Here is a 13,920-nt window from a genome sequence, read left to right on the forward strand (position 1 = left end):
ATTTCAACTTATTCATTTTTCAAAGAGCAAAAGGAAAAGAGCAACCCCAAATCAGGAGATGCTCTTAACATACAAGGAGGAGAACGTAGTGATAACTAAACCAGATTGGAATATATTCAAAGCAAAGTTTAGTGAGAACCCGCAGAAAAACTTTGAATGGATGTGTTATTTACTTTTTTGTGTTGAATTTAATTTATCTACAGGTATCTTTCGTTACAAAAATCAATCAGGAATAGAAACTAACCCGATAACAAAAGAAAACGAAGTAATAGGATGGCAGGCAAAGTTCTACGAGACCACATTATCGGAACATAAGAGCGATTTTATTGAAATGTTGAAAAAAAGTAACCGAGACTATCCTAATTTAACAAAAATAATTTTTTTTACTAATCAGGAATGGGGACAAGGGAAAAATCAAAACGATCCTCAAGTTAAGATTGATGTTGAAAATGAAGCTAACAAATTCAATCTTCAAATAGAGTGGAGAACCGCTAGTTTTTTCGAAACACCTTTTGTAACATTAGATAATTCACTTATAGCTCAATACTTTTTCAGCCTAGAAAAGACTGTTATTGATTCAATAAAGTATATGAAAAAGCATACTGAGTCTTTATTATCAGAAATTCAAACCTCTATTGTTTTCAATGAACACCAACTAGAGTTGGAAAGAAGTAAACTTCTTCAAAATTTGAATACTGAGATTGGAAAAAAATCAATAGTGGTACTAAGTGGTGAAGGAGGAGTAGGTAAAACAGCAGTCATAAAAAAATTATACAATGAATTAAATGATACCGTTCCTTTTTACATACTGAAGGCCAATGAATTTGAAATCACCAACGTTAATCGTTTATTTGGGAATTCTAACTTGAGTGATTTTATTACAATTCACAAAGGCGAAAGCAAAAAGATATTTGTAATTGATTCTACGGAAAAGCTTATTGATATAAATAATACAGATCCATTTAAAGAATTTCTCTCAGCATTACTAAAAAATGATTGGAAAGTTGTGTTTACTGCGAGGAGTCAATATTTATTAGATCTTGAAATTCACTTTATTGATAATTATCGGTTAAAACCATTGAATTTTCATATTAGCAAATTAACTTTAGAAGAGATTAGGAGTATAGCAGAGAGTTACAATTTTGATCTTCCAAATGATTTTAAGTTGTTGGATCTTATTACAAATCCATTTTATTTAAATGAGTACCTGAAGTTCTATACGGAAGAAGAGCATGTAGGATATGTAAAATTTAAAGATTTATTGTGGAATAAAATAATTAAAAAAGCAAAACCCTCCAGGGAACAATCTTTTTTGCATATTGCTTTTAAAAGAGCGAATGAAAACCATTTTTATGTGACAGTAGATCCTAATGATCCAAATTTAGACTCTCTTGTTGAGGATGGTATTCTTGGTTATGAAACAGCAGGTTACTTTATCTCTCATGATATTTACGAAGAATGGGCATTAGAAAAGATTATCGAATCCGAATTTATTAGGGGAGATAACAATTTTGAATTTTTCAAAAGAATTGGAGATACACTTCCAATTCGAAGAAGCTTTAGAAATTGGATATCTGAGAAACTTTTGCTTGAAGTTGAGTCTATTAAAGAATTCATTGAAGAACTAATTGAAGATGAGCAGGTGTCAAGTTTCTGGAAGGACGAAGTAATGATTTCGGTATTGCTTTGCGATTACTCCGAATATTTTTTCGATGCATTTAAAAGTGTATTTTTGAATAAAGACCAAAAGCTATTACAAAGGATATCTTTCTTGTTAAGAATTTCTTGTAAAGAAGTGGACGATGATATTTTTCAGCAATTAGGAATGAAGAATATCGATCTCTTATCTATTAAATATATTTTTACGAGACCAAAGGGGAGTGGATGGAAAAGCTTAATAGAATTTGTTTTTAAACACTTGGATGAAATTGGGCTGAATAATATAAGTTTTATTTTGCCAGTAGTCCATGATTGGAATATGAAATTCAAGAAAGGTGAAACTACAAAATTATCGGGCTTGATTGCTCTGAAATACTATCAGTGGATTATACAAGAAAATGGTCATTTATCCCGTTATGATGACAATAAAGATAAAATTCTTGAGACTATTCTATACGGTGGTTTCGAATTAAAGACGGAATTAGCTGAAATATTTGATGGGATATTAACAAATAAATCAAAAGATCATGGGTCACCTTACTATCATTTAGTAGAATTGATTTTAAGTAAGAATTTTGAGGTTATTAGGGTATTACCGGAATATGTTTTAAAACTAGGAGATTTATTTTGGTTTCAATCAAATGAAAGAAGAAATTTTTTTCACTCGAGATTAGGTGTTGAAGACTACTTTTGCATTGATGAAAGAATAAATAAATATTATCCTGCGAGCGCTTATCAGACCCCAATTTATTGGTTATTAAAAGTTTCATTTGCTCAGACAATTAAATTCATTTTGGATTTTACGAATAAGACGGTCGAAAGCTTTGCAAAATCTGATTTCGCACGAGACGAAGTTACAACAATCGAACTTCAAATTGAAAATAAAAGTTATAAACAATATATTTGCAATAGGATATGGAACATTTACAGGGGAACACAAGTTGCACCAAATGTTTTAGAATCAATGCATATGGCTTTGGAGAAAGTACTTTTTGAGGAAGCAAAAAATACAGATGCTGAAATACTAGAGGGGTGTCTACTGTATTTACTAAAAAACTCAAAATCAGCATCGGTAACTGCAATTGTAGTTAGTATTGTACTGGCATACCCGGAAAAAACATTTAATGTTGCAATCGTTTTATTTAAGTCAAAAGAGCTGTTCTTCTATGATACTCATAGAATGGTACTTGATCAATCTGCAAAATTAAATTACTCCATTGGATATGGGCTAAATTATAGTTCTAAACTTTATCAAGATGAACGAATCAAAACCTGTAGTGATAAGCATAGAACTAAGAGCCTTGAGCACATTGCGCTTGAATATCAATTTTTTAGCAATAAAGAAGTCAGTGAAGAGGACGCAGTGCAAAGACAAAAAGCCGTCTGGAGTGTTCTTGACACATTTCACAATGAATTGTCAGAATTATACATTGAAAATGAGAGTACAAAAACGTGGAAGCTTTACTTAGCGAGAATGGACAGACGAAAAATGAGCCCGATTATAGAAGAAAAAGATGGAGAAATTCTTATAAGTTTTAATCCCGAGTTGGAACCAGAGGTTCGTGAATATAGCGAAAGTTCATTGAGACAAAGTTCTGCAAAGATGAAGTACACTTCGTTAAAATTATGGGCAATTTATAGAATGAAAAAAGAAGAACAATATAAGCAGTACTCCAATTATGAGGATAATTCAAAACTTGCACTTAAAGAAACACAGGATATTATCGCAGAATTTGAAAGACTTGCTGAAATGGATACGGTTAATAATCAGCAACAATATGATTATGAAGATTTTTTCCTATTTAATCATTCAATTCCTGCTGAGGTGTGCTCTGTTTTGATCAGGGATTTTTATAACTTACTTAATGAAGAGGACAAGGTTTTTTGTAAAGATATTATATTGGATGCAGCAGCTTCCTCATTTACTCCGAACTATCAGTACCAAATATCGGATGGGGTAGAGTCTGCAATTTCTGTATTGCCAATATTAATAAGAGAATTCCCTGACGAGAGGGATGTGATAAAATTTATTTTATTGATGATACTTTTTGATCCTCATAGTATTGGTCATTATGCTGATTTTGCAGACTTCTCTATCAATGCAATAATTAAGGATTTATGGAAATTGAATTTTGAAGATGCCCATTCTATTTTGATTGGCTATCTAACTTTAATTCCAAAATATGAATCAGTTCGTAAAAAGCTTTGGAAAGAAAAGTATCGACATAGTATTTATGAATTAAATGAAAATGAAGTGTTGGAGGCATTTTTTCAGGAAAATGAGAATGATATACAAAAAATAATAGATAATGAAATTAGTATCCGCGATGTGGAGAAAATAGACAAATTAAGTTTGGAATCCTTGATAACTGCCTTCCAATTGATACCTTTGGGAACTGAAAGTCTCGAACATATACAATTAGCGCAAGAAATTATATTTAAATTTGCAAATGACCTAACATCAGATGAAAGGGAAGATGAAGTTAATTATTCTTTAAAACACGATTTTTTAGTTAAATTATCAAACTTGGTTTTAAGTTCTGCTGAAAGTTATGCACTTTTATATTTGAAGCCGTTTGTAGATAATTTTAATAGCTCAAAGTTTTTTGCAGAATTTTTTGAGCAATTTATTCTTGCTGAAGATAGTCTTAAAACTAAAGATAAATTTTGGAAAGTGTGGGATACCTTTTTTGAAAAAATTGTTGAACTCACTAAAGAGGGAGAAAGGGATTGGTATGTAGCTGACATAATAAAAAGTTACCTATTTGCAAGTATTCCGTGGAAAGAAGCAGCAACTGAATGGCAAACTTTCCGAGAGAAAGACAAAAGTTTTTTTAAAGAAGTTTCAAGGAAAATAGGTCACTGCCCATCTACATTATATTCGCTTTCTAAGCTATTAAATAGTATTGGCAGCAACTACTTATATGCTGGAATAGTTTGGATTTCAGAAATGTTAAATAAGAATGAGGTGTTGTGGGACTCAAAATTAGATTCAAACACTGTATATTATATGGAAAATATTGTTAAAAAACATATTTACCAAAAGCGAGAAGATATAAGAAAATGGAAAAAACAAAAGCTGGACGTTTTAGTGATATTAGATTATTTAGTTGAAAAGGGTTCCGTCGTTGGCTATATGTTGAGAGAGAATATTTTATAGATATTTTTTTATTTTTTTACTTCTAGTGTTGGGGTTCACTCAAACTCAGAGCAACAAGTTAAAAATGCCCTTCAATGAATGACTAAGACGACTGATACAATACGTACATTAACCGTTAACTAAGAGTAAGCGGATTAACAGTTCAGCATTGTTTGTAAATCAAGACATTGAAGGCTGTCCTATAAAATACAAGCAAATTTAAAAAAGGGCATTCCCAATCTATTTTCAATGACTATGGGAATGCCCCTTCCACTGAAAAGGAGCATGGAACGAGCCGATCCAAATGTCGCTATGGGGAGGCCCTATTTCACTAAAGCTGCTCTCAATGTCGTGATACCGAATTCCATATAAGCCTTCAGGCAAGTAAGCATGTACACCCAGCCTTCTTTGTTGCCGATCAGCAGCTCGATCCATCCTTCGCCGCTGTCCTTGAAACCTTCCTCGACGATCTCCACGACGGTGCTTCCGGCCTCCGGCTCGGTCAGCGTGATCGTGACCGTATGCACGTCTTCGCCATAGTTCCACTCGAACACGATCTTTTCATTATTGACGATTTCGGTGACGGTAATTTCGCCCTCTGCATCGTATTCCTCGTAACGCAGTTTAATCGTCTTGCCAGGCTCCCATCTGGCGGAGCTCGACGAGAACCAAAAGTTGCCGATCTTGGCTGGATCTACGAAAGCCTCAAACACTTCATGAGCGGGTTTGTGGATTTTCATTTTCGAAACGTTGTTCATGAATTATTTCCTCCTTGGGAGTCCAGCTCAATTCCAAGCTGTTTTGCGTACTGTGCATACAACTCATTGTACCCATAATTGTAAGCGTTATGGCCCGCCATGGATGGCATTTTCTTGCCGCCCAATAGCCCGATAAGCCCATCCAGGCATAGATGCCAGCCCGCCGCATAAGATGGAGCCTGTTTGTGGTCCGCAAAACGATGATACAAGACGAGAACAGTATGCTCTCCATCGTCACTCAACTCCCAGCGCAGGATGTCGTCACCCCAGCGGAAAACGAGCAATTGCGGCGCGTTCACCTCCAATACGGCTCCTTGCATAATGTTTTCTTCCGGCATGTCGATATGCTCCAGCCGTACTGTACCGACTGTAGTTAAATCCCTGTCTGTTTTAAACGGACCCCAAGCCGGAAGCTGCTCAGCTGCGGTTAGGGCCGTCCAGACTTCGTTGATTGAATGCTTCAATGTGCGCGTGAGCACTAGAACCCAATCGTTGCCGTCCTTGTCTAGCCGCGGATTTCCCGAATCGCTAATATTCATGTAACATCGTCCTCCCGTTTTTGTTTCTTTTGTTTAAGATACCTATCCAGTGCGTCCACATGCCTGTTCCACTCAGCCCGATAAGCGCTGAGCCAGCTGTCGACCTCCGCGAGCGGGCCGGCGTCGAGCGAATAGATGCGGCGCTGGGCAACGACCCTTACTCTTACCAGGCCGCTGTCCCGAAGTGTCCGCAGATGCTTGGAGACAAGCGGTTGCGACATGCCAAGGGCGTCGACAAGTTCTGTAACACTGGAATCGCCTTGCAGCAGTTGGTCCATGATGCGCCGACGTGAGGGTTCGGCGATCACGGCATACGTGTCGAGCATAGCAACTTCACCTCTATTTTCTTCAACCCATTATAAATAATCGGTTATATAACTGCAAGTTCATATAATGAATCCAACTCTCATTCGTTATCCGCTTATCATCGTAATGATTTTTCAACGACTCCGGCATCACGGCAAATTTTTTGCTTTCAGGAATTGCAGAAATTTTTAAATAATGATTGAAGTCTCTTAAAGGATATTTTATAATCATATTCATCATATGTATTTATTAATTTGTCATACCAATTTAAAAGGAGGTTGTTCATGGTTGATTAAATTTTGGAAATTGTTCGTGGATGGAGAGATACTACCATAGAGCCAGGAGGAAATCATGTGAGTGACAGTAACAGAAATAAAAAGAAAAATGTTTTATTTATTACAGCGGATCAGTGGCCAGCCAGTTTATTGGGGAGAAAGGGCAGGGAGGATTTTTTTTCACCCACACTTGATGAGCTGGCAAAAGTAGGTGTCAGTTTTGACAACGCTTACAGCCCAACGCCGGTTTGCATTCCGGCTAGAAGAGAGATCATGACGGGAACAAGCTCAAGAACGCATGGTGACAGGACGTTTAATGAATTTCTTGAAATGCCGGATGTTCCTACACTTCCCGAAGTATTTAAAACCAATGGTTATCAAACTTATGCAGTTGGCAAACTGCATGTGTATCCGCAGCGAGCACGGATTGGATTCGATGATGTCATTTTAAATGAAGAAGGGCGGAAGGTTAACTTTCCCCATGAGATGAGGGAGGATGATTATACCCGATTTATCAACAGGGCGGGTTATGCAGGATTAGACTTTGCACATGGCATGTCAAACAATAATTATATTACGAGACCATGGCACTTGCCGGATGAGCTTCATCAGACGAGCTGGACAACAAGGCAAATGTGTGAACAAATTATTCGCAGAGATCCGACTAAACCAGCTTTTTGGTACTGCGGTTTCACCGCGCCACATCCGCCTGTTGTTCCTCCGCAAGTTTTCCTGGATATGTACGATGATGTGGATATTGAAAGCCCTTACGTCGCGGATTGGGCCGAGGATGCTGGTTCAACACCATATTCCGCTAAATACTACAGCAGTCTGTATGACATTAAAACGGAGAATTTGCTTCGAAAGGCCAGAAAAGGTTTTTATGCAGCCTGTACTCATATTGATTATTCCATAAGGTCGATCATAGGGACGCTTCGGGATGAAAAAGTCCTCGATAACACGATTATTGTCATTACATCTGATCATGGCGAGATGTTGGGAAATCATAATTTATGGGGGAAAAATCTCTTTTATGAAGATGCAGCTAAAATCCCTTTAATCATTGTGCCTGCGAAAGATCATGCAGACTGGGGATTCAATGTAACTGATGACCGTCTGGCGGAACTGAAGGATATCATGCCTACACTGCTGGATATGTGCAATCTCCCGATCCCGGAAACCGTGGAAGGAATATCTTTGTTTAATAAAAATAACAAGAGAGATTACATTTACGGAGAACTATGGGAAGATGACAGAGCTACCAGGATGATCCGGACCGAGCGGTTTAAACTCATTTACTACGCGGTTGGAAATCAATTTCAATTATTTGATCTGGTTCATGATCCGAAGGAAATGGTGGACCTGTCCGACAACGTTGAGTATAAAAGCGTAAAGGAAAAGCTGACTGATACATTAACATCCCGTTTATATGGCAGTGATCTTGAATGGTTAGAGGATGGGAAGCTTATAGGGAAACCATCCAAATCATTTGAATATAAGCCTATTCAAGAAAACTGCGGTATTTTAAGCAACAGGGATTTACTGCTGCAGCGCGGGATTCGTTAATAAGTGACAGCAAAGAGCATGAACAAGGAGGCTTAAATGATGAATCTTTCACAAGTCAAAAAAAGTAATGTTCGATGGACTATAATAATGATGCTGTTCGTCATTTCATCCCTGAATTACGCTGATCGGGCGGCCATCTCCATCGGTGCTCCATCGATGCAAAATGAGCTTGGAATAGATGCGGTCTCGCTGGGTTATATATTTTCAGCATTTTCATGGGCATATGTCGGTGCACAAATTCCGGGTGGTTGGCTGCTTGACCGTTTTGGATCTAAGAAAATTTATTTCCTCAGTATTTTCTTTTGGTCCCTTTTTACACTTTTTCAAGGCTTCGTTGGTTTTCTTGCAGGCGCTGCACTTATCGCGGCATTGTTTATTTTAAGATTTTTTACAGGCTTGGCGGAAGCGCCAGCCTATCCTGCGAATAGCCGCATTACGGCTTCCTGGTTCCCTGCTAAAGAAAGGGGAACGGCAGCAGCCATCTTCTCTTCAGCTCAATATGGAGCAACGGTTATCTTTTCGCCAATTATGGCCTATGTTACACAAACCTATGGCTGGAAAAGCAATTTTATCTTTATGGGTGGACTTGGGGTTATCTTAAGTATTGTTTGGCTGAAAACGATCTATAGTCCGAAAGAGCATCCTCGCATCAATGCGGCAGAACTGGAGTATATCGAGCAAGGGGGAGCCATGGTTGATTTGGATGCCAAAGCGACCCTGGAAAATAAAGAATCGAAATGGCCATATATTAAAAAGCTGCTGAAAAATCGTATGTTAATGGGCATTTTTATCGGACAATATTGCATTAATGTGATGACTTACTTTTTTCTGACCTGGTTTCCGGTATACTTGGTCAAAGAGCGTGGCATGTCCATTCTGCAGGCGGGTTTTGTCGCTTCTTTACCGGCGCTTTGTGGGTTTACAGCGAGTATATTAAGTGGAATTTTCTCGGATTACTTGATTAAAAGAGGTTTTTCTTTAACCGCAGCGAGGAAAATTCCTATAGTAGCAGGCATGCTGATGTCCATAACGATGATTGGCTGCAATTACGTCAGCTCGGAAGGACTTGTTATTTTCCTAATGTCTTTATCGTTTTTTGGAAAAGGATTTGGCGCTCTTGGCTGGTGTGTCGTTTCTGATGTTGCACCAAAAGAGGCTCTCGGTATTAGCGGTGGCCTGTTAAATACTTTCGGAAATATAGCTGGCATTATCACGCCAATTGTAATCGGTTACATTATACAAGGGACAGGATCATTTAATTTGGCGCTTGTCTATGTTGGTATTCATGCTCTGGCTGCAATTTTATGTTATTTGTTAATTGTAGGAAAAATTGAGCGCTTTAAATTGCAGTGAAGTCACTCCTATTTCCTCATTAATATTAAGATGTTATACTTAATTAATTAAGTGTACATTATTTCATAGTAGTGAGCATTCACTTATGAAAATATGATTAATGGGAGAAAAAAATGGTCGACAGTTCTTCTAATTCAGAAAAAGTTCCGTTTTCAAAAACTTTATACAATTTTATTTTACAAAAAGGTTATAAAAGCGGGGATAAGCTTCCTACAGAACGGGAATTGTCAGAACTCTTTGGAGTGGGGAGAAGTTCAGTTCGTGAGGCGTTAAGCGGATTGAAAGCACTGGGTATCATAGAGGTTCGACAAGGATCAGGTTGTTATGTGAAGGAGGTTAATCTGGCATCTCTGCTTCTTCCTATACAGGGACAAATTCACAATAAAAGAATCCTTGTCGAAGAAATCATGGAAACCAGAGTGGCTATAGAGTTAGAGATTATCCGGCTTGCTATACAAAGGGCGACTCCAATCATGCTGGATAAAATTGAATCTTACTTAACTTCGGTTGAGGAAGATGCAGCAGATGAAAAAAAATCAACAAAGTACAATCAACATTTTGCCTTTGAACAATTGCTGGCCGAAATGGCGGGAAATCGCATTTTAATTATGATGCAAAATTTAATCCATGACCTTTGGGACGATATAACAAGCAAGGGCTGGCGTCGTAGAAGCTTGGAAATTAGTCATCAGGAGCACATGGATATTTTCCAAAGTATAAAAAATAAAGACTTACCCTCTGCACTCACTAAGATGGAGAATCATCTGTTGTGGGGCGTAAAAAACTATGATGAGATGAGTGAGAACACACAAGGCTGATTTTTTGGTTCAACCTCGAGCCTGTTCTCTGCTCAAAGCCTATTGTACCAAGAACATCCGGGCCGGATAAGGTTAAGACCCTTGTCCGGCCCGGATTTAATTTTTGAATTCACTGACGATGCTTACCGCATGTTTTTCGATATTATGACTTTCCCCCGTTTTTGTTGCGCTTCGCTTTTACGGTACGCCTGAAGCAGGCCTTGAGCAGTGAAGGGGAAGGTATCCTCGATGTGTATTTTCAGCTTGCCCTCTTGCATGCTGCGCACAATGGCTTCAAAATCGGCCCGGTTGGGTACTGCCTGGAAGAAACGTGCATCAATGCCGCGGACCTGCGGATGTTGATTAATCGCAAATGCCACCACTGAAACATAGGTGCCGCCATCCTTGATGACCGAGTAGTTCTTCTCTCCGATTTCTCCCGGCAGCCCGGTACCGAAAGTGGATGTATCCTTGGCGGAATCCAGCACGATATCGACAGGCTCGGTTATGTGGGTGGCAAAGTCGATTTTCGTGTAGTCGATCACCTCGTCCGCACCGAGTCCTTTGACGAAATCATGATTATAGTCCCTCGCGGTTGCGATAACATACGCTCCATGCTGCTTGGCCAATTGGACCGCCGCATGACCCACGCCTCCGGCACCGGCTTGCACAAGGATGCGTTGTCCCGATTGAAGGCGGCCATGCTCGAACAACGCTTGCCATGCTGTCAGGGCAACCGTCGGCGTGGCTCCGGCCTCTTCGAAGGAAAGACTTTCCGGGATGACGGCCAGATGATCTTCCTCCACCGCAACATAGTCCATGTAGGACCCCATCGCCATCGGAACCATACCCATAACACGATCCCCCGGCTTGAAATGACTCACCTTAGCGCCAACTTCTTTTACGACACCGGCCACATCAACACCAAGAACGAGCGGCAATTGTGCCGAAAATTTATCAGCCATCGAACTCTTGAGAATCGCGCCGCTGCGCAATTGAATATCTGCCGGGTTGATGGAAGAGGCGCGCATTTCGACGAGAACCTGTGTATCGGTGAGTGCGGGAATCGGCATTTCCAGTTCCTCCAGCGTTCCGGGGATTCCAAAGCTTGTCAAGGCTATAGCTTTCATGATGATGCCTCCTATTAAATTGATCATATGTTGTTTTTTCAACATATGTTTTATATAGTGACTGTATCAGGGAAATTGATGGTGCTCAATGGTTAAAACAGGCGCGGATGTTGATTTTTCAACAGCGGGCTTCGAAATGTTCATTTTTTGGATAAAAGGGGAGAATGATATGGACAGGCGTATTCAAAAATCGAGGCAAGCGATTATGGACGCTTTTATGAAGCTGATGTCGGAAAAGGATTTTGAAAGTATTACGATCAATCAAATTGCGGAAGAAGCAAATGTAAATCGTGGGACGGTTTACTTGCATTTCACGGACAAATACGATCTGCGCGATCAATGCATGGAAGTTCAATTGAATCAGCTGATGCAAAGCTGTATGCCGGAAGAGAGGAAGGTTTTTACTTCTAAAGCCGCGCTGCTGCGTACATTTGAATATTTGGAGCAGCATGCTTCTTTTTATAATGTGATGCTGACGAGCAAGGGAAACATGGTGTTCCGCAACCGAATGGAGACGGTGCTTCAACAAAGCTTGAACGAGCATCTGGATTCGATCGGTTTTGATCGGGAATTGAACAGGGAAATTACGGTACAATTTTTAGTTTCAGCGGGGTCGGGGCTATTGGAATGGTGGATTACCCGTTCGATTCCTTATCCGGCGTCGGTCATGGTGGAACAATTTTGGAAGTTGCTGGAACGACTTCAACTGCAGTCTGCGGATTCACATGAGCTGCCCGAATCGGCAGATCAATAAGGAACGAGCTTCCAATCCGCGAAAAATCCCCATGGTACCCGCAGATATGAAGGACAAAAAGGTTGAGAACAGGGGGAAATTGAATCCCGTTCTCAACCTTATCAAAATTAATGATCAGAAATTTGAGGTCAGCAGCGTTTCGAGAAATGGTTCGTTCGTGGAGTGTCTCATTCTCACGAAATGCGAAATTAACCGAAAAACGTCTGATACAGCAGAAACAAGTTCAACGCGATGATCAATACGGCCACGCACCAGCCAATAATGGTTGTGATGCGCCGGTTCACCAGACTGCCCATCAATTGACGATTGCTTGTAAACATAATCAAAGGAATTAGTGCGAATGCAATCCCGAATGACAGTACAACCTGGCTCATAACCAGTGCATAGGTTGGGTTGATGCCAAACGCAATGATGACCAGCGGCGGGATCATCGTAATGAAGCGTCTCAGGTACAGAGGAATACGTCTTTTAATAAACCCCTGCATAATAATATCACCTGACATGGTACCTACCGATGAACTGGATAAACCGGAAATCAGCAAACTTACCCCGAAAAGTATTGCTGATACAGGTCCCACCAAATGATTGAACCCTTGGAATGCAACATCAAGATCCTCGACGTTTAACCCATTTTTGAAGAACAATGCGGCAGACACAATGAGCATGCTGGCATTAATGGCTCCCGCAATAAACATGGCGATCAGGATATCAATAAATTCAAAACGGAAAATTTTACGCCGGTCCGCTTCCGTTTTGCCCACGATTCTGCGCTGAGTCAGCGCGGAGTGCAGATAGATCGCGTGTGGCATTACAGTTGCACCAAGAATACCTGCTGCAAGCAGGATGCTGTCCACCCCCTGAAATTGAGGAACGAACAAACCATGCAGGACTGGAGCAATTTCCGGTTTGGCAAAAAAGATTTGGGCAACGAAGCCCAGCACAACAATGAACAGCATGCCGGTGATGCCTGCTTCAAGCGAACGGAATCCCCGCCGCTGCAGCTCAAGGATGGCAAAGGAGCCAACAGCAGCAATTAATGCTGCAGGAAGCATGGGAATGCCGAACAGTAAGTATAAGCCCAGAGACGCACCGATAAACTCTGCAAGGTCTGTAGCCATAACGACCAGCTCAGCCTGGATCCAGAGTCCAAATGAAACTGGCTTCGAAAACCGTTCACTAGCGACCTCAGGCAGATTTTTTCCGGTTGCAATCCCTAATTTGGCCGACATGGATTGAATTAAAATCGCCATCAAATTGGAAAGCAGCACGACCCACAAGAGCAAATAACCGTATTTTGAACCGCCGGCGATATTGGTTGCGAAGTTTCCCGGATCAATGTATGCAATGGCCGCAATAAAGGCAGGTCCGAGGAACGGCAGTAATCTTTTAAATCCCTGAGTTTTGCCGCTTAAAGCAGCATGTGCAGATTGAACAGTTGCATGATTGGCAGAAGACTGCTGTTGTACAGCGGCATTCTCACTCATAGTTTATCCCACCTTTGAAGATCAGAATCTGATTTTAATTATTTTTACCTTAAGCATAGATGTTTCCTTAGGGCAAATTTCACTTTAAAAAAATGCGCCGCTCAAATAATTTTTCCTCTGTGCAAATTATATTCCTTAATCCACCTTTAGGCAATACCTA

At 40.0% G+C, this 13,920-nt stretch carries 10 protein-coding genes; 5 read left to right on the forward strand and 5 right to left on the reverse strand.

Features of this window, described 5'->3' with window-relative positions:
- Window positions 1–88: 88 nt before the first annotated feature.
- On the forward strand, window positions 89–4,819 hold the full coding sequence (avs4, locus tag ACI1P2_RS23445; RefSeq protein ID WP_355323261.1) for an AVAST type 4 anti-phage nuclease Avs4: 4,731 nt from the start codon (window positions 89–91) through the stop codon (window positions 4,817–4,819).
- A gap of 302 nt (window positions 4,820–5,121) precedes the next feature.
- Here avs4 and ACI1P2_RS23450 read toward each other — a convergent pair whose 3' ends face one another.
- From ACI1P2_RS23450 to ACI1P2_RS23460, 3 genes are read right to left on the reverse strand one after another with little or no spacing between them, the layout of a single operon-like run.
- Complete coding sequence (locus tag ACI1P2_RS23450) at window positions 5,122–5,556, reverse strand: SRPBCC family protein (protein WP_355323264.1); 435 nt, start codon at window positions 5,554–5,556, stop codon at window positions 5,122–5,124.
- A complete protein-coding gene (locus ACI1P2_RS23455; protein WP_355323267.1) occupies window positions 5,553–6,095 on the reverse strand; it encodes an SRPBCC domain-containing protein in 543 nt (180 codons plus the stop codon). Before ACI1P2_RS23455 ends, ACI1P2_RS23450 begins: the two co-directional genes overlap by 4 nt.
- Window positions 6,092–6,421: an ArsR/SmtB family transcription factor gene (locus tag ACI1P2_RS23460; protein ID WP_355323269.1), complete on the reverse strand. Its 330-nt coding sequence runs from the start codon at window positions 6,419–6,421 to the stop codon at window positions 6,092–6,094. Before ACI1P2_RS23460 ends, ACI1P2_RS23455 begins: the two co-directional genes overlap by 4 nt.
- Before the next feature lie 333 nt (window positions 6,422–6,754).
- Between ACI1P2_RS23460 and ACI1P2_RS23465 the strand changes: the two genes are divergently transcribed.
- The 3 genes from ACI1P2_RS23465 to ACI1P2_RS23475 all read left to right on the forward strand — a co-directional run bounded on the left by ACI1P2_RS23465 (window position 6,755) and on the right by ACI1P2_RS23475 (window position 10,413).
- Entirely contained in the window at window positions 6,755–8,242 is a 1,488-nt protein-coding gene (locus tag ACI1P2_RS23465) for a sulfatase-like hydrolase/transferase (protein ID WP_355323272.1), read from the forward strand.
- A gap of 39 nt (window positions 8,243–8,281) precedes the next feature.
- The gene (locus ACI1P2_RS23470) at window positions 8,282–9,595 is read left to right on the forward strand and encodes an MFS transporter (RefSeq protein WP_355323275.1); all 1,314 of its coding nucleotides are present in this window, start codon (window positions 8,282–8,284) and stop codon (window positions 9,593–9,595) included.
- A gap of 113 nt (window positions 9,596–9,708) precedes the next feature.
- Window positions 9,709–10,413: a FadR/GntR family transcriptional regulator gene (locus ACI1P2_RS23475; protein WP_355323278.1), complete on the forward strand. Its 705-nt coding sequence runs from the start codon at window positions 9,709–9,711 to the stop codon at window positions 10,411–10,413.
- Between the two features lie 122 nt (window positions 10,414–10,535).
- Here ACI1P2_RS23475 and ACI1P2_RS23480 read toward each other — a convergent pair whose 3' ends face one another.
- Window positions 10,536–11,522 carry an NADP-dependent oxidoreductase gene (locus ACI1P2_RS23480; protein ID WP_355323281.1) on the reverse strand — a complete coding sequence of 329 codons (987 nt, stop codon included), beginning with the start codon at window positions 11,520–11,522 and terminating at the stop codon, window positions 10,536–10,538.
- A 169-nt stretch (window positions 11,523–11,691) separates the two neighbouring features.
- Here ACI1P2_RS23480 and ACI1P2_RS23485 point away from each other — a divergent pair, with 169 nt between their 5' ends.
- Window positions 11,692–12,276: a TetR/AcrR family transcriptional regulator gene (locus tag ACI1P2_RS23485; RefSeq protein WP_355323284.1), complete on the forward strand. Its 585-nt coding sequence runs from the start codon at window positions 11,692–11,694 to the stop codon at window positions 12,274–12,276.
- A gap of 188 nt (window positions 12,277–12,464) precedes the next feature.
- On the opposite strand, the gene ACI1P2_RS23490 is transcribed toward ACI1P2_RS23485, so the two are convergent.
- Window positions 12,465–13,760 carry an Nramp family divalent metal transporter gene (locus ACI1P2_RS23490; protein ID WP_355323287.1) on the reverse strand — a complete coding sequence of 432 codons (1,296 nt, stop codon included), beginning with the start codon at window positions 13,758–13,760 and terminating at the stop codon, window positions 12,465–12,467.
- Window positions 13,761–13,920 lie beyond the last annotated feature (160 nt).

It is taken from the genome of Paenibacillus jiangxiensis (assembly GCF_046098255.1).
GTDB lineage: Bacteria > Bacillota > Bacilli > Paenibacillales > Paenibacillaceae > Paenibacillus > Paenibacillus jiagnxiensis.